This window comes from Actinomadura sp. K4S16 (assembly GCF_008327685.1).
Taxonomy (GTDB): Bacteria; Actinomycetota; Actinomycetes; order Streptosporangiales; family Streptosporangiaceae; genus Spirillospora.
In genome coordinates this window covers 53730-69867 of the sequence record NZ_BDDE01000020.1, presented here as the reverse complement: position 1 = coordinate 69867, position 16138 = coordinate 53730, and the positions used below count along the sequence as shown (strand labels likewise).

At 70.0% G+C, this 16138-nt stretch carries 18 protein-coding genes and 1 tRNA gene; 11 read left to right on the top strand and 8 right to left on the bottom strand.

Annotated elements, in window-relative coordinates:
- Positions 1-13 precede the first annotated feature (13 nt).
- The 4 genes from K4S16_RS31740 to K4S16_RS31725 all read left to right on the top strand — a co-directional run bounded on the left by K4S16_RS31740 (position 14) and on the right by K4S16_RS31725 (position 3752).
- Entirely contained in the window at positions 14-751 is a 738-nt protein-coding gene (locus K4S16_RS31740; RefSeq protein ID WP_200842238.1) for a VOC family protein, read from the top strand.
- Between the two features lie 793 nt (positions 752-1544).
- Positions 1545-1778, top strand: a complete 234-nt coding sequence (locus K4S16_RS31735; protein WP_149262757.1) for a hypothetical protein — start codon at positions 1545-1547, stop codon at positions 1776-1778.
- Positions 1735-2676 carry an AraC family transcriptional regulator gene (locus K4S16_RS31730; RefSeq protein ID WP_149262756.1) on the top strand — a complete coding sequence of 314 codons (942 nt, stop codon included), beginning with the start codon at positions 1735-1737 and terminating at the stop codon, positions 2674-2676. Before K4S16_RS31735 ends, K4S16_RS31730 begins: the two co-directional genes overlap by 44 nt.
- Before the next feature lie 125 nt (positions 2677-2801).
- Positions 2802-3752, top strand: a complete 951-nt coding sequence (locus K4S16_RS31725; RefSeq protein ID WP_149262755.1) for a DMT family transporter — start codon at positions 2802-2804, stop codon at positions 3750-3752.
- A 170-nt stretch (positions 3753-3922) separates the two neighbouring features.
- On the opposite strand, the gene K4S16_RS31720 is transcribed toward K4S16_RS31725, so the two are convergent.
- The 3 genes from K4S16_RS31720 to K4S16_RS31710 form a co-directional block, all read right to left on the bottom strand.
- Entirely contained in the window at positions 3923-5716 is a 1794-nt protein-coding gene (locus K4S16_RS31720; RefSeq protein ID WP_149262754.1) for a M64 family metallopeptidase, read from the bottom strand.
- 123 nt (positions 5717-5839) lie between these two features.
- Complete coding sequence (locus K4S16_RS31715) at positions 5840-6631, bottom strand: SDR family oxidoreductase (RefSeq protein ID WP_149262753.1); 792 nt, start codon at positions 6629-6631, stop codon at positions 5840-5842.
- 17 nt (positions 6632-6648) lie between these two features.
- Positions 6649-6858: a hypothetical protein gene (locus tag K4S16_RS31710; protein ID WP_149262752.1), complete on the bottom strand. Its 210-nt coding sequence runs from the start codon at positions 6856-6858 to the stop codon at positions 6649-6651.
- Positions 6859-7076: 218 nt separating this feature from the next.
- Between K4S16_RS31710 and K4S16_RS45980 the strand changes: the two genes are divergently transcribed.
- Both K4S16_RS45980 and K4S16_RS31705 read left to right on the top strand, forming a co-directional pair.
- A complete protein-coding gene (locus K4S16_RS45980; protein ID WP_021592723.1) occupies positions 7077-7196 on the top strand; it encodes a DLW-39 family protein in 120 nt (39 codons plus the stop codon).
- A 22-nt stretch (positions 7197-7218) separates the two neighbouring features.
- Positions 7219-7923, top strand: a complete 705-nt coding sequence (locus K4S16_RS31705; protein WP_200842237.1) for an HAD family hydrolase — start codon at positions 7219-7221, stop codon at positions 7921-7923.
- Between the two features lie 15 nt (positions 7924-7938).
- Here the strand turns inward: K4S16_RS31705 and K4S16_RS31700 are convergent, their stop codons facing one another.
- Positions 7939-8874 carry an LLM class flavin-dependent oxidoreductase gene (locus K4S16_RS31700; protein WP_149262751.1) on the bottom strand — a complete coding sequence of 312 codons (936 nt, stop codon included), beginning with the start codon at positions 8872-8874 and terminating at the stop codon, positions 7939-7941.
- A 338-nt stretch (positions 8875-9212) separates the two neighbouring features.
- On the opposite strand from K4S16_RS31700, the gene K4S16_RS31695 reads away from it, so the two are divergent.
- A tRNA-Ala gene (locus K4S16_RS31695) sits at positions 9213-9288 on the top strand.
- Positions 9289-9344: 56 nt separating this feature from the next.
- Here K4S16_RS31695 and K4S16_RS45260 read toward each other — a convergent pair.
- Positions 9345-9518 carry a hypothetical protein gene (locus K4S16_RS45260; protein WP_200842236.1) on the bottom strand — a complete coding sequence of 58 codons (174 nt, stop codon included), beginning with the start codon at positions 9516-9518 and terminating at the stop codon, positions 9345-9347.
- Between the two features lie 275 nt (positions 9519-9793).
- Positions 9794-10390, bottom strand: a complete 597-nt coding sequence (locus K4S16_RS31685) for a hypothetical protein (RefSeq protein ID WP_149262750.1) — start codon at positions 10388-10390, stop codon at positions 9794-9796.
- Positions 10391-10581: 191 nt separating this feature from the next.
- On the opposite strand from K4S16_RS31685, the gene K4S16_RS31680 reads away from it, so the two are divergent.
- Entirely contained in the window at positions 10582-10950 is a 369-nt protein-coding gene (locus K4S16_RS31680) for a hypothetical protein (RefSeq protein WP_149262749.1), read from the top strand.
- Positions 10951-11211: 261 nt separating this feature from the next.
- A complete protein-coding gene (locus K4S16_RS31675; RefSeq protein ID WP_149262748.1) occupies positions 11212-11550 on the top strand; it encodes a hypothetical protein in 339 nt (112 codons plus the stop codon).
- Between the two features lie 556 nt (positions 11551-12106).
- Here the strand turns inward: K4S16_RS31675 and K4S16_RS31665 are convergent.
- On the bottom strand, positions 12107-12595 hold the full coding sequence (locus K4S16_RS31665; protein WP_149262746.1) for a hypothetical protein: 489 nt from the start codon (positions 12593-12595) through the stop codon (positions 12107-12109).
- A gap of 281 nt (positions 12596-12876) precedes the next feature.
- Between K4S16_RS31665 and K4S16_RS31660 the strand changes: the two genes are divergently transcribed.
- Positions 12877-13506 carry an RNA polymerase sigma factor gene (locus tag K4S16_RS31660; protein ID WP_235037194.1) on the top strand — a complete coding sequence of 210 codons (630 nt, stop codon included), beginning with the start codon at positions 12877-12879 and terminating at the stop codon, positions 13504-13506.
- A gap of 2 nt (positions 13507-13508) precedes the next feature.
- The gene (locus K4S16_RS31655) at positions 13509-14747 is read left to right on the top strand and encodes a hypothetical protein (RefSeq protein ID WP_149262745.1); all 1239 of its coding nucleotides are present in this window, start codon (positions 13509-13511) and stop codon (positions 14745-14747) included.
- A gap of 645 nt (positions 14748-15392) precedes the next feature.
- Here the strand turns inward: K4S16_RS31655 and K4S16_RS31645 are convergent.
- The gene (locus tag K4S16_RS31645; protein ID WP_149262743.1) at positions 15393-16007 is read right to left on the bottom strand and encodes a TetR/AcrR family transcriptional regulator; all 615 of its coding nucleotides are present in this window, start codon (positions 16005-16007) and stop codon (positions 15393-15395) included.
- Between the last annotated feature and the right edge of the window lie 131 nt (positions 16008-16138).

Genomic DNA, 16138 nt, shown 5'->3' with positions numbered 1-16138 from the left:
CTAGGCTCCGGCCATGGGCGAGAAGGCGATACCGATCTTTCCGTGCCGGTCGATCGAGCTGACCTGGGACTTCTACCGGGCGCTCGGGTTCGAGCGGTCCACCTGGCAGACCCGTCCCAACCCGTACCTCGCGGTCCGGCGCGGTGACGTGGAGCTGCAGTTCTTCGGGTGGAAGAAGCATGACCCGGCCGTGTCCATGAACATGTGCTACATCACCACCACGGAGGTGGACGCCCTCTACGAGGCGTTTCGCGGCGGGCTCCGCCAGGCCCTCGGCCGGGTCCCGGCCCGTGGGCTCCCTCGGTTGGGTGCCTTGCGGGACATGTCGTACGGCGTCCGGCAGTTCCTGCTCACCGACCCGGATGGGCTCCAACTCCGCATCGGCCAGGCCATCTCGGACGACCCGCGCCATGCGCCCATCCCGGAGGACGAGACGGCCCGGGCCTTCCACATGGCCGCCCTTCTGGTCGAGTCGAAGGGGGACCATCGGGCCGCGGCTCGGATTCTCGACCGTCTGCTGCGCTCGGGTGAGGCGCTGACCCCGTCCGAACGGCTGAGGGCTCTCGTCCTGCGCACCGACGCGGCCGTCCACATGGAGGAATGGCTTCGCGCCCGCACCCTCATGGCCGAGGCTCGCGCGATCGACCTGTCTGACTCGTCCGGCCTCGCCGACGACCTCCGCCGCCTGGCCGACCTTGAGGCCGCCGTCCCCGCCGACGACGCGGATCCACCGACCCGAGGTGCGCGCTGACGGAACCGGCGGGGCCGTGCGGGGCGGTGCCCGGCGGTACCGCAGCTCAGGGCGGGCCCAGGCCGGAGGCGCGGCGTTCGCCCTCGTCATCCCCAAGCCGATGTGCGGTGCTGGGGACGCGGTTGGGGATTGTTGTGGGCAACGCCGTCCACCGGTTCGGCGAGGTTGTGGAGGGGATTCGCCCACAGGGTGTGAACGGGGTGTGGAGCATGCCGGCGCGGAGCGCCTTCTCCCGCTGGTCAGCGGCTTTTCCACGAGGTGGACAACTGAGCGCGCGGGTTGGGGGCGACCTGGGGAAGAATGTGGATCCGGAGCCGCGCGGCCGTACCCAGGTTGTGCACGAGAGTTATCCACAGGTTGTGGATTCTGTGGACGGAGTGGCCGCCTCGGTCATGCTGGGAAGGGCGGCGGCCGACAGGCCGCCCGGACCGTGGAAAGCCCGGCTGTTCTGGGGATCCGCCTGTGGACGCGACCTCCGGACCGCCTGTTGCGGCGACGAGGAAGGTGTGCGCGATGGTTGCCCACAGCCTGTGGATGACGGTGCTCGGAGGTCCCTGGCCCGACGCGGCACTTTCCCCCTGACCCGGACACGGCGGGATGAGGGCGGGGGCGATTTCTGTTGGTCTGTTCATGACTCGCGTGACTCGGCTCGGCGCCACGGAGGCGAGCGCCGCGCCACGCCCGGCGGCACAGGGGTTTCCGTGCCCCGATCGGTCCGGGGGCGGTGCGAGGCCGTGCATGAAAGCCGTCCCGACCTGCGAACATTTGTTCGAACGCGTGCTAGTCTCCCCGCATGGGGCAGTTGCTGAACGAGCCGGTCCGGGCCGAGCACGACCCGGCGGGGCGGCTCACCGCGTACGAGTGGCGGGGGGCGCGCTACGCGGTCGACGCGGTGCTGAAGACCTACGGATCGGCCCAGGAGGGCAGGGTCTACCGCTTCCGGGTGACCGGCGCGGAGGGCGTGGCCGTCGTGGAGCTCGGCCGTGACGAGGACCGCTGGCGGCTCCGGCACGTCTTCTCGGCCTGACCGGCGCGCGGTGGGCGGGGGCCCGCGCGACGCCAGGGGAGTCGACCGCACGCTGTGGACCCGCGTGAGCGGCATCCAGGGCGCGCCGCTCGACCTGCTGACGGCCCGCATCGGCCGCCGGCATTACGCGCCGCACACCCACGACGAGTACGCCATCGGCGTCACCGTCGACGGCACGGAGACGATGCTCTACCGGGGCGAGAGGATCTACTCGGCGGCCGGCAGCGTCGTCGTGATCGAGCCGGGTGAGGCGCACACCGGTGGTCCGGCGCGTCCGGAGGGCTTCGCCTACCTGTGCCTCTACCCCGCGACCGACCTGCTGGGCGCGGTGACGACCGCGGAGCCCGGCCCGGTTCCGGCCGAACCCCACTTCGCGAACCCGATCGTCGACGACCGGCGGCTCGGCGAGGCGCTCCGCCTCGCCCACCACGCCCTGAGGCTCGGCGCCGATCCGCTCGAGGGCGAGTCGCGGCTGCTCGGCGTGCTGGGCGCGCTCGTCCGGCGGCACGCGGTGTCCGGCCCGAAGGCGCCTCCGGCCCACCGCAGGGTCGAGGCCGGACGCATAGCGAGCACGGTCGCGACCCGCCTGTCCGACGAACTGGTCGCCCCGCCCACGCTCGCCGAAGTCGCCACCGACCTTGGGCTTTCGCGTTACCAACTGCTACGCGCCTTCCGGGACGCGATGGGAATGCCGCCCTACGCATGGCTCGCCCAGCACCGCGTGGCCCGCGCCCGAGCGCTGCTGGACGCGGGGCACCGTCCCGCCGAGGCGGCGAGCCTCGTCGGGTTCGCCGACCAGGCGCACCTCACCCGCTGGTTCCGCCGCGTACTGGGCGTCACCCCGGGCGCGTACCGCAACAGCGTTCAAGACAGCCCGACTCGCCCGACCACATCCTGAATGTCCGTCCCGGGGCAAACCCCGGGTGCCTGGGCCGTATCCCTTCGAAAGCGACGCGCCTGCTACACCGCGGTCAGGGGCCGGGAGCGGGGCTCAGGCGGAGGCGGATGAGAACGGAGGTCGGGTTGAGTCGCCGTGGCTGGATGCTGTTCGCGCTGATGAGCGTGCTGTGGGGCATCCCCTATCTGCTGATCAAGGTGGCGGTCGAGAGCGTCTCGGTCCCCATGGTGGTGTTCGCCCGCACCGCGCTCGGTGCGCTCATCCTGCTGCCGCTGGCGATCAGGGCCGGGCGGCTGGACGTGGTCCGCCGCCACTGGCTCCCGCTCCTGGTGTTCACCGCGGTCGAGATCCTCGGCCCGTGGGCGCTGCTGTCGGACGCCGAGAACCGGCTGACCAGCTCCATGACGGGCCTGCTCATCGCCGCCGTCCCGATCATCGGCGTGGTGCTCGCCCGGCTGACCGGGGACGCCGAGCGGCTCGGCCCCCTCCGCTGGGCGGGGCTGCTGGTCGGGCTGGCCGGCGTGGGCGTGCTCGCCGGCCCGCACCTCGGCGGCGGCAGCGCGTGGGCGATCGGCGAGGTCATGCTGGTCGCGCTCGGATACGCCATCGCCCCGATGATCGCCACACGGCGCCTCCAGGACCTCCCGAGCCTGCACATGGCCGCGTTCGCGCTGGCGATCGCCGCGCTCGCCTACACCGGCCCGGCCGTCGCCACCTGGCCGAGCGCCATGCCCGACGGCCGGGTCCTCGCCGCGCTCGTCGCGCTCGGCCTGGTCTGCACGGCCCTGGCGTTCATCGTGTTCTTCGAGCTGATCCGGGAGGTCGGCACGTCGAGGGGCATGGTGTTCACCTACGTGAACCCGGCCGTGGCGGTCGTGGCCGGGGTCGTGTTCCTCGACGAGCCCCTCACCGGGACGATCACCGCGTCCTTCGTGCTGATCCTCGGCGGTTCCGTCCTCGCCACCGCGCGCCGCTCCGCGTCCGCCGACCCTGATCCCCTGCCCGACAACGACGCCACCGCCTACGCCCCCGACCCCGCCGCGAAACCCGCACCGGAGCCGGCCCCCGAGCTCTGAGCCGCCAGGCACCCGGGTCGGCGCCGAGCCGAGGCGCCGACCGCCGAGGCGATCCAGCAAAGGAGCGGCTCGGCCCCGCCGCCAATCGTGGATCAGTACGACCCATCCAAGACGGTGAGCGCGGTGGACCTCGGTCGGCGGAAGGTGGCTTTGAACGTGGCGGGTCTCGGTCAGCGGAGGGTCGCTATGAACCTGCCGGGCTTGCCGATGTTGCCCGCCGGGTCGATCGCGCGGTACTCGATGATGTGGCGGCCATTGCCGAGCCTGCCGTAGGTGAGGCTGTCGATGACCGTGCCGTTCTCGGTGAACAGCCAGGGCGCGGACGAGTCGGTCGGCCAGCCGAAGTAGTTGAACCAGCCGTCACCGTCCACACGGAACTCGGAGACGACCACGCCTGGACGGTCGTCCGCGCCGGTGAGCCGCATGGTGAAGGGGCCGTCGAAGACGTACTCGGGCGTGCGCCCAGGGCGAATCCGGCTCTCGGCCGCCTTGGACAACTCGAAGGCCACTGTCGGCGCCTGCGCGTCGATCGTCCACGTGCGGCTCTTGGAGCCGACCCGTGCGACGAGTGTGTGCGTGCCCTTGGCCAAGCGGAACCGTCCGAGATCGATGTCCCGGTCGCCTCCGCGTACGCGGTGCCCGTCCAGTTCCCAGCTCACCTTGGGCGCGCTCTGCACAGGGTGGGTCGTCTCCACGTACACGACGGAATCGCCCCCCACGGGCTTGTCAGTCGGCGTGGACGAGCTGAAATCGACAGGCACGTTCTCAGGCGGAGTGGTCAGGCCGGTGTCGACCGTCCATGTCCGCACCTGCGTGAGCGCGGCGGACGACCGGATGGCCGGGTCGCGGACGAATCCGGTGGGGTCGGTGACCGTCATCTCAACCGTGTGCGTGCCCTCCCCAAGGTGGAGCCTGGACAGATCGAGGTTCGCGCCTCGCCCGACGGTCTTCCCATCGACCGTCCATGCGACGGACAACGAATGACCGCTCGGATGCATCTTCTCGACCCACAGCACACGGTCGTCGCCCACCGGGGCGTTGGTGGGCGTGTTCGCCTGGACGAGGTTGACCTTGCCTGAGATCCGCTGGGTCATCCGCTCACGCGCGACCTGGTCGTAGTAGTAGCCGAGCGTCTTCATCATCGAGTGCCGGCTCGGCCTCCACACACCCTTACTGGAGTAGAGGCCGCCTTCGTAGCGTCCAATGGTGCCCCCGGCCTCGCTCCGCTCACCGAGCCATCGCCACCACTTCTGCTTCTGCGCCGTCATCTCCTTCTCAGTCAGCAGCGTGTGGTGGATGGAGTTGGGCTCAGGACCGGTATACGTGCCCCCAGGGACGCCCCGCTGGTAGTAGTCGTACTCGTCGTCGAGCTCACCCAGGGAGTGGCCGAGTTCGTGCGGCGCGATGAGCGCCGACATCGCGTTGCCTCCGGATGCCGTCGCATAGGCGCCCCCTGCACCGCCGTAGGTGTCGCTGTTGGCGAGCGCGAGGATCTGACGGTTCCCCACGGTCGTGCCTTGGACGAGATCCGCGTACGTCTTGGCGGCCGCGGAGTCCATGACGAGAAGGCGCTGAATGCCGTCATCCCGGCAGCCGCTCCAGAAGGCCATGCTCAACGGCGTCTTGCGGCGCGGTGAGGACAGCGCCGGGTCGCAGCTCACACCGGATTCGCCGGACGGAATCTCCACCGCGTACACGTTGATGTAGCTGCGGTACGACTTGAACGGCTCGATCGTCCACAGGTCGTTGAGGTGCTCGGCGAGGTGGGCGCGGAACTTCGGCATGTCCGCCGCCGTGTAGCCGTCGCCCATCACGACCAGGTTGAAGCGCTTCGCGGGGTCCCCGGTGACCTGCACCGGCACCACGGTCGCGTCCGCGGGTTCCGCCGCCCGCGCGGGCACCGCCACCAGCGACAGGACGGTCGCGGCCGCCGTCCCGATCACGATCTTCCTGCCCGTCCGCATGCGCAGACCTCCTCGCGCGGGGGCGCGTGCGGCAGGGCGGGGTACGGCCCGGGCGCTGCGCCGGCTCTTCCCGCTGATCAAGCGGGCCCGCCCGGATTATCGCCGGAAGATGCTGATTTGTCGCTAGCGCTTGTCGCGCTGGCCGTCCGCGAGGCCCTGCGAGATCCGGTGCCCGCCCGCGCGCCGCTGCACCGCCGCCGACAGGACGGGCGCGACCCCGCCGATCAGCGCCCCGATCCGCAGCCCCAGCGGCGCCACGTCGATCTCCGCGAGGTCCCGCTCGACGGCCCGGACGGTCGCGCGCGCCACGTCCCGCGGCGACCGCGTCCCGACCCCTCGGGGCAGCGACACTCCGGCCTCGGCGAACATGCCCGCGTCGCGGATGAAGCCGGGGAAGACGGTCGAGACTCCGACGCCATGCGGGCGCAGGTCCTCGCGCAGCGCCAGGGCGAATCCCCGCATACCGAACTTCGTCGCGTTGTAGAGGGACGCGTGCCCGGACGCCGCCTTGCCCGACAGCGACGACACGAAGACCAGGTGCCCCCGGCCACGATCGGCCATCTGCGCGGCGGCGAGCTTCGCCATCACGATCGGCGCCCGAAGGTTCACGTCCAGCGCCCGGTCGATCTGCGCGATCGAGTACTCCGAGAGCAGCCCGGACGCCGGCAGCGCCGCGTTCGCCACCAGCACGTCCACCCGGCCCGCCTCGTCCAGAAGCCCCTCGGCCGTCGCGCGATCGGCCAGGTCGGCGACGATGGCCCGGCAGCCGAGCCGCTCGGCCAGCGGTTCCAGGACCTCCGCCCGGCGCCCCGTCAGCACCAGCCGGGCGCCCCGATCGGCCAGCGCCTTCGCCAGCGCCTGGCCGATCCCGCCGGTCGCGCCGGTCACCAGGACGTTCGCTCCGCGCAGATCCATGCCGAGATGATGGCGGATCACATCCCGATGCGCCACAGCAGCAGGATGATCGACGAGAGCACCAGCCCGGCGGTGCCGAGCGGCACGTCGCCTAACGCGATCACGGCGGCGCACGCTGTGGCGGTCAGCCCTGCGACCAGGACCAGCCCGCGGCCCCCGGACGGCCGCTCGTCCTGCGCGTCCGACTCCAACTCGCGCTCCCAGCGCCCGAAGTCGTCCTCTGCCATCGGCACTCCCGAAGGTCGTCCACCCGGATTATGCGGCCGTTCCGGCGTTCGGACGAGAGGCGGAATGCGGGCCTTCGTCAAAGACTGCGTCCGGTGAGGGGGCTTCGGTGCTGATCGCGTGGCAACGGTTGCTAGGCTGCGGAGAGCCTGGGGGAAGCAGACACTGATGAGCCGTTCCCGGGCTCTGACTTGATAGTCGAAGGTGAAGGGGTCCCACCGTGAAGAAGCTGCTCGTCCTCGCCGTCGTCGCACTCGGTGGCTTCGCCGTCTGGCGCAAGCTCCAGCAGGACCGCGCCGAGCTGGACCTGTGGACCGAGGCCACGTCGTCCGACAACTGATCCACCGGCGACAGGCCCCGGCGTGAGCGAAGCAGAGCCGATCACACTCGCCTGCCTCGATCTCGCCGGGACCACCGTCGCGGACGGCGACACCGTCGAGGCCGCCTTCGCCGAGGCGATCGCCACTCTGGGGATCGTCTCCGGCACGGCGTCCTACGGCCGTGCCCTCGCCCGCTTCCGCGACACGCGCGGCGGGTCGAAGATCGGCGTTTTCCGCTCGCTCTTCGACGAACCCCGCGCCCAGGCCGCGCACCTGGCGTTCGAGCACTCCTACCAGCAGCTCATCGACCGGCGCGGCCTCACACCCGTTCCCGGCGCCGACGACGCCCTTGCCCGGCTGCGCGGCGCCGGCGTCCGCGTGTGCCTGCTCACCGGCTTCGGCCGCGGCACGCAGGCCCGCATCCTCGACGCCCTCGGCTGGTGGGACCGCGCCGACCTGACCCTCTGCCCCGAGGACGTCCCGCGCGACCGCCCGTGGCCCGACCTCGTCCTGACCGCGGCCCTCCGCCTCGGCGTGGACGACGTCCGCCACATCGCCGTCTGCGGCGACACCGCCGCCGACATGCTCTCCGGCCGCCGCTCCGGCGCCTCCATCGTCGCCGGCGTCCTCACCGGCGCCCACGACCACGACCGCCTCCTCGCCGCGGGCGCCACCCACGTCCTCCCCTCCATCACCACCCTCCCGGACCTGGTCCTCCACACCCCGGCCACCGTCGATCACGGATAGCCGCCCGGGAGGGCCTCAGCTCAGCGCCGGACGCACGGTTTTGGCGAGCAGTTCCATCTGGACGAGCTGGGAGTCGAGGGACGGCGCCGCGATGCGGCAGACGAGTTGGCTCGCGCCTGCCGCGGTGTAGCGGGAAAGCGTGGCGGCCACGCGCTCAACTGGGCCGGCGACCACCGCCTGGATGGTCCGCACCGTCTCGTAAGGCAGGCCGTACGTTGATCGGCAGTACGAGTCGAGCCGCCGTTCCACGCCGTCCACATCCTCCGTGATCAGCACCGTCACGAACAACGCCGGACTGATCGCGTCATCGGGGCGCCCCGCCGATGCCGCCGCTCGCCGAACCGCCGCGAGGCCCGCCCGGTAGTCCGCGGGATCGGGCGGATAGGGCAGCCACCCGTCATAGAGCCGTCCGGTACGGTCCAGCGCCGACGGACTTGCACCACCCAGCCAGATCGGCGGGCCGCCCGGCCGGTAGGAGGGTGTGGATTCAGGCAGGTCGTCGAAGCGCAGCACCTTGCCGTGAAAGGCACGCTCACCCGACCACAGCGCCCGCCACAACGCCACCGTGTCGTCCAACCGCCCGAACCGGCGCTCCCACGGCACCTCGGACACCGCATACTCGATCTCCGACCGGCCCGGAAAGCCCGCCCCCACCGTGACGATCAGGCGCCCGCCGGACAGGTGATCGATAGAGGCGATCTCCTGAGCCGCCATGACCGGACGACGGAACGCGGGCAGCAGCGCGGCCGTCCCCAGCGTGACGCGCTCGGTCGCCGACGAGAGGGCGGCGAGCATCGTCAGCGGCTCGATCCGCGGCCCGAGCAGAGTGTCATTGGCCCACACCGAGTCGAAACCGAACCGCTCGGCCTGGACGCCGAAGTCGACCAACCGCCGAGCGTCGTCCCACTGATCCTGACCGGTGGGAAGCAAGATCCCAAGTCCCGTGTTCATGGGGAAGGATCGTCGCCCCCATCAGGAATGACGACAACTCCCTAAAAGGAATGAACCGGCCGAGTGTGAAGCCGCAGACCGACCTCCCACGACACACAGGGACGACGCAGCCCCACCTCACTCCCACGGACGACGGTCACAAGCCTCCAACCGCGCTCATCCCCGCCGACGCAGCCCCGGCATCGCTGCCGGCGAGCCGCCCCACGACCCCGCCAGCAAGATTGAGACGCTGAGCCCCGTCGGCCACCGGCCCGGACAGCCCATGTTCCTCCCACGGTGTACGATCGTCACCGGTCGCGCCCGTGCGGCGTCACCGCAGGTCAACCAACAGGAAACCAGGGGCCTTAGCTCAGTTGGTAGAGCACCGGCTTTGCAAGCCGGGTGTCAGGGGTTCGAATCCCCTAGGCTCCACCAGCCAAAACGCCCCCGCCCAGACCACGGGCGGGGGCGTTCGGGCCATTGGCGGGCCATTAGGCCACCGGAACGAGCGTCCCGGCCTCACCGTCGTCGTCCTGGCCCTCGTCCGACGCGCGAGCAGCCGTGATCCTGTCGTTGAGCGCATCGGCGATCGCCATGCCGGCCTCAGAGGTCGCGTGCTGATAGATCATCGCCGCCCGCACGCTGTCATGTCCCATCCGGTCCATGAGGTCACGCAGACTCGCTCCGCTCTGCGCCGCAAGGGCGTTGCCCGTGTGCCGCAGGTCATGAAGTGCAGGCCCGGAGCACCGATAGCCGCCACCGCATCGGCCCACCGCGACGCCCGCCGGAAGTTGCCCCGTCGCAGGACACCACCCTTCGTCGCCCCAGTGAAGACCAAGGCCGCCGGGTCGGAGGCGGTGCGCTGGCCTGACCGTTACCGGGTGACGGCGCGCAAGTAAAGCCGGCGGCTCTCAGATCCGGCACATGGCCGCGATGTTGGTTACACGAAGTCGCTCCAGAAGGGGACGAGAGGCGGCGGCTCCCAGTCCTCACTGATATTCCAGCTGCCGAATTCCTGATCGATGTAGTCGGCGAGGTCCGTGCCGTAGAAGATGATGTCGGTCTGGTGGACTGATAGGACAGGATGCCCATAGGTGCCGTGACCTGCAGGAAGAAAGCGATGTCCTCGAATCGGTACGAGCTTCGGCGCCTGTTCGAAGTAGGGCCGGGCCATCTCGACAGCGCACTTGGGGTCGGTCGGGCGCTTGCCCCAGGCAGGACGCCAGACGCCGTTCATTTCGATGTCGAAGAGTGCGTCCTCGATCGGCCGGGCGAGTTGCTCGCTTAGATCATTTGGATCACCATTGCGCCAGTCAGGCCAAAGATTTTTCCGTGCTTGCCCCGAATCTGGCGGCGCATTGAGTGGAAGTCCGGCGGCGAGGAATGCGCGATGATCGTCGGCGAACTCGAACCCGTAGGTCTGCTCGATGCGATCGAACTCGGCATCGGTCAATCCCGCAGAGATCGCGACGCGTCCCAACCGAGCGAGACGGTGGGCGGCCTCATGGCCGAGTTGGGAGGCCTCTGTGCTGATCACTGCGGGAGCCTACCGCCTACGGGGTCACTACGCGTTGGCCGACGGCCACCCTTAATGAGACCGGTCCGCCGCTGAGAACAGGTCCCGTTGGGGCCGGGGAAAGAGCAGCGGCTCTGCCGCACGACCAGGGGATTCTGCTGCGAACCAATCCCCTTCGCGTCCCTGCGTTCGATATCTGGCAGAGTCCGGCCATGCGAGCACACTGGTACTTCTGGCACCGCGCCGACCCTGAGATAGACCGCGACCTTGTTCAGGAAATGCTCGGTGAGCATGACGGCTGGGAGAACTGCCTCCTACCGGATCCCTCCGTGATCGACCTGCGGCAGGCTGTTCTGGCTCGCTGGCCGGACCTTGCCGACGAGGTGTACCCCCTGAACCCGGGGGACTTTCCGGCCGGTTTCGAGCCGGATCCTGACGCGCCACCGGACCTCCTGGAGAGAGTCGTCGAGGTGGTCCTCTTCGACAACCGTATGGAGCGCGAGGGTGAACTCGTCCAAATGGCCAAGAGTCGCGGCCTCTCCTGCTTCGAGCAGAACACAGGGCGCACTGTGGTGCCGTAGCCAGGCAGGGCCCTCCGGAGCTGCGCAACCGGTATCCACACCGTGGCACTACGGCTGGTCGCCAAGGGGGCGACAGCGGTCGCCTTTGAGTTCGGTCTTGGCCATCGCGCTCAAGGGCAGTGTCGCGCCGCTGCTCAGCCGTGCAACGGCCAGCCTCTGACAAACGGCGAATGCGGTCACGGGTTTGCGCCGCAGTGCAGCGTCGCGCTGATTTCTGCCGGTCCCGTTAGGCGCGACGAGGTCAAGGAATACCGTCCGCATATGACCTCAGCGGCGCCGCGTCTGACGACCGTCATGCCGGGCCTGGCCGCCGACCTCGTCGAGATGCTCCGTGCCGACCGTGCGGGCGGAGCCATCGTCGAGCAGCTGGGGACGGTGCCGTACATGGGCCGATGCCCGTGCGGTCCTGAGTGCCGGAACATCCTCACAGCACCCCTCGGCTCGCCGGCCGGCTACCTCGTGACGCTGGCCCGTCGAGGAGATCCCGCCGTGTGGCTCTCGTTCGACCCGCCTCCCTCCGCCGGGAACCTCACCAGCGTCGAAGTTCTGGACGACTCCCTCTTGAGCGCGGCGGCTCGTCGAGAAGTCAATGCTGTATGAGGATCGCCCACAGCAGCCGGTACGCCCTTGCGGTCACGCTTGCCGAAACACCGGATACGAGGGGCGGTCGCCTGGTCGCGCTGCGCCACCCTGTCATTGGTCGAAGGAACTGTCGCGCTTCACGCCCGCCTTATGAAGCGCGGCCTGGGCACGAAACGGTATGCGATCGCACTGACGCCGCTCTTCATCGGAAGCGGCGTCAGTGCACACGCAGCGAGCGCCCAACAACTCCAGGTCCTCCGGACTCAACCAAAGGGCCACCCGACCCAGGTTCGCCTCATATTCGGGATCAGTCGGCTCTGGCGGTCTCGGCATGCCGCGAGCCTAGAACAGCCTGGCGCACAGAAGCGCCTTCGTCAGGGCACCCAGGTTCCGGGCAGGGGGTGTCCACGGTGGTTGCCCTGGATTGGCGCCCATGTCCTTGGCAGGCTATTGGGCCACCGGGAGCGGCCCCTTGGTCGTCATCCTCCTGAGTGCCGGTCATCAGAGGGGTGCACCCGCGCCTCCCTCAGCGGCCGGCCACTGCTCGGGTGCTGATCAAGCCGCGCTCGTGGGCTCAGGCCTGGGTGTTGCCTTGGAGTGGCCATGGGGTCTCGGCCGCGATGTCGAAGCCGGACATCTCGTCCCAGGGCATTATGCGCCACAGGTCTTCCAGCGTTTTCCATATCCGTTGGACCAGTGGCCAGTCCGGACGGTCACCACTCAATGTGACCAGTGCTAGGAGATCGCTGCCCCACACGCCGTGGTCGTTATCGGGGTCTGCTGCTATCACGGTCTCAGCGATGGACCGCATGCCGACATGGATCTCCAACAGGAGGTAGTCGGCGGCAGGCTTCATGTCCTCGGTCGCAGTAGCCAGTTTGAAGCTTTGTACGGCTTCGGTCTCAGGACCGGACCACTCGCCGAGTTGGAGCGGGGGCGGGCCGAGGGATTCCCCGAGCAGAGGCGGTCCGCTCTCCAGCATGGCGTCCAGAACATGGTCCATGGCGGCCGCGCCGGTTTCTTGTCCTGTTGCTTTGCCGAAGAACGTGACCTGATATGCCAATGCAAACCCCTTGACCCCTCCTCGCCCACCTTAGTTCGGCGCTCCTCCCATGTCCGATGTCGGGCCGAAGGCTGGATTGACGGCGGGGCTGCCGCGCGCATGGCGGGTGGGTGAGAAGGGGTGGGGCGGGTTTGGGCGAGAGAGGGTATGACGAACGTTCATCGCTGGACGAGGGCGGTCGCGGGTGGCGGTCCTCCGGGCAGTAGTTCGCGTCAGTCGGCCGGTCCTCGGCCCGCGCCATCATCTGCCGTTCGAGGGCGGGTACGAGAGCGGAGCGGCCGGTGACAGATGGAGTGAGCGCCGCCGAAGCCGTTCCGGAGGTGCGCGAGGACGCGGACGCGGAGGTCATCGCTGCGTCCCAGCGCGAGCCGGATCGGTTCACCGAGATCTTCGACCGCTACTACCCCGAGATCCACCGCTACGTGGACCGGCGGCTGGGTGCGGACGCCGCCGACGACATCGCGTCGGAGACCTTCCTGGTCGCTTTCCGCAAGCGGGCCCGTTACGACTCCGGGCAGGGGCCGGCGCGGGCGTGGTTGTACGGCATCGCCACGCGGTTGGTGAGCCGGCACCGCCGGGGTGAGGTCCGGCGGTACCGCGCACTGGCCCGCGCCGCCGACCGCGGTGCGGGTGCCGCGACGCACGAAAGCCACGAGGAGCGGGTGGCCTCCCAGGTGACGGCGGCCGGAGTCGGCGGCCGGCTGGGGGCGGCGCTGGCCTCGCTCTCCCCCGGTGACCGTGACGTGCTGCTGCTGGTGGCGCTGGCAGACCTCACCTACCCGGAGGTCGCCCAGGCCTTGGGGGTCAAGTACGGCACCGTCTGCTCGCGGCTCAGCAGGGCCCGCAAGAAGGTGAGCGCCGCCCTGGGCGGCGCCGATCCCACCCGGCACACCGACCGCGAAGGAGCATGACCATGGACATCGTGAATGGCCCCGTTCCGGGCGGGCGGGCGCCGGTGGACGAGTTGACGGCCGTCCAGGAGTTCCTGGCCGAGGAGCGGCCGGCCGCGGCGAGCACCGTGACGGAGGCCAGGCGGCGCCTGGAGCGGGAGGCCGCCGCGAAGCGCGGGTTCGGTTCGCGGCTGCGGCCGGACGCCGTGAGGCCGGGCAGGCGGCGGATCGTCATGGCGGTGCTCGGCGCGGCGACCGCGGTCTCGGTCGCCGCGGGCGGCTACCACGCCTGGGTGACGCGCCCGCTCTATCACCCCGAGCCGCTGGCCGCGCAGAGCGGTCCCGCCTCCGACTTCCTGCTCGCCGCCGCGGACGCCAAGGCCAGGCACATCACCGACGGGCGGATCTGGTACGTGCGGAAGGTCCGGGGCCTCGCCATGACGATCTCTTCCATCAAGAAGCCCGGCACCGCCTACCAGATCGTGGTCACGCGCAACGACTACAGCGTCGTGTCGAAGGACGGCAAGGTCGACGACGGCTGGAACGATGAAGGCCAGAACGACCTCGACGACGGCCTGGACCCCCACCGGGTCAAGTCCGACGACGTCAGGCCGGCCGGGCCCCGCGACAGGGCCGCCTGGGAGCGGGACGGCCGGCCCGACCAGCAGGATCTGGTCTTCGCAGAGAAGATCAAGGGCGACGAGCTGGTGATCCCGCGGCGAGGTCCCGAGGGGAGGGAGGGCGGTGAGCTGGACTTCGGTCCGGAGGAAGCCCGCGCCCTGCCGGCCGACCCCGAGGAGTTGCGCGCGGAACTGCTGAACTACGCGACCAGGTTCGACCACAGGCGCCTTCGGAACCCCGACCTCTATCTCTTCGTCCACGCGCCGCAGTTGCTGATCGACGATCCGGTCAGCGACCGGGTCCGGATCGCGACCTACCGGATCCTGGCCGCGCTGAAAGGCGTTCGCGTCGTCACCGCGACCGACCCGGCCGGCCGCACCGGACGCGCGGTCGCCATGCGGGAGACCACCCGCGAGCACGGCGTCATCGAGTGGCAGCTGTTCATCGACCCCGCGACCGGGCGGCTGACCGCCAGCCAGGGCATCGTCATCAGCCCGGGCACGGCCAACGCGGCGCTGCGGCCGGGCACCGCCGAGTTCACCGAGGTCGTCGAGCAGGCGGAGTGGACGAACAAGCCCGCCGACCAGCTGCGGCCGAAGTGGTGGAACGACCCCCTTCGACGGGCATCGAACCAGGACTGAACCCTCCGCGGCCCCCGGCGCCCACCTCACCGTGGGCGCCGTCGGCGTCCGGGCCGGGGGCCGCCAGACGCCAGCGTGCCGAACTCGGGGGTCACCTCGGCCTTCGCGTCGAGCGCCGCGGTCGGCCCTTCAAGGTTCTGGCTGCCTGGCCGATTCGACGAGTGCGCCGTCCCGTTCGGGTGCGCGGGCTTGCGGAGGCGTTGGGCTCTGCGGTCAGACGCTCGCAACAGCGGATTTGCCCAGGGTCAGTGTGAATGCTGGGCCGGGAGACGTGGGATTCCAGCCGCGGGCCAATCCCGTGCGGATCGCCTCGGCCACCGTCCGAGGAAGGACTGCGCCCGACGGGAGAGCCACCCAGTTGCTCGGATGTGCGCAGGGCATCTCGACGACCAGCAGTGCGCGGGGTGACTCCGTGGTCTCCGCGACGAAGGTCAGTGGGGACCAGCCCAGCCCCTGGCAGTACGTGGGACGACCGCGCACTTTCCAGCGATACTCGACCCCGTCCACCACGATGCGCCGGGAGCCTTTCCGTGCCAGAGTCACGGGACCTCCACTCGTTTCGTGTTCGCTCTGATCAACTTACGCCGCCAAAGGTTGCATCGAGGTGGATAGAGGTGCTCTCAGTCCGGGGGGCGGCTTGGTCGCTCAGGTCAGTAGGGTGCGCTCGGCGGTGGTGGTGAGGGTTGTCGCCGTCTCCTCGACGGAGAGGGCGCGGCCTGTGTGCAGCAGGTCGAAGCTGTCGAAGCCGGTCAGTAGCCACAGGACGTCGGTGGCCCGGTCCGTGTCGACGTCCGGGCGGAGCAGCTTTTGATCGGCCAGGTGCCGGGCGAGTTCGGCCATGCCGCCGGCGCGGCCTTGTTCCATTCGCTGGATCGCACCGCCGACCGCGTTGGCGTCGAGCATGGCCATTGATTGCAGGACGCGCAGCACGTCGCGGTGGGCCGCGTACATCTCGACCACTCCCCGGATGCTGCCGCGAAGCGCTTCCCGCGCGTCGGGGTGGGCGGAGGCCTGGAGCATGCGGCCGAATCCGCCGCGCTGGAGCAGGTCGGCGCCGACGGCGTCGAACAGCCCGGCGCGCGAGCCGAAGACCAGGTACACGGTCGGACGCGCCACGCGTGCCATGCGGGCGATGCGGTCGATGCTGATCGGCTCCGAAGGCGCCTCGCGCAGCCGCTGGTAGACCGCGTCGAGGATGCGGCGCCGGGTCTCCTGCGCCGCCTCCGCGCGCAGGCGCTGCTCGTACTTGCGGGTGGCCATGGCCCCTCACCCTAGCAATTGGCTTGACGGCTTGTATTTTGGAATACATGCTGTCGTCTGAACTTGAGTGCGGGAGTCCCCGCCGCCGTCCGGGGCGGTGGGACGGCGGCCGCTGACGCCCAGGTGAGGAG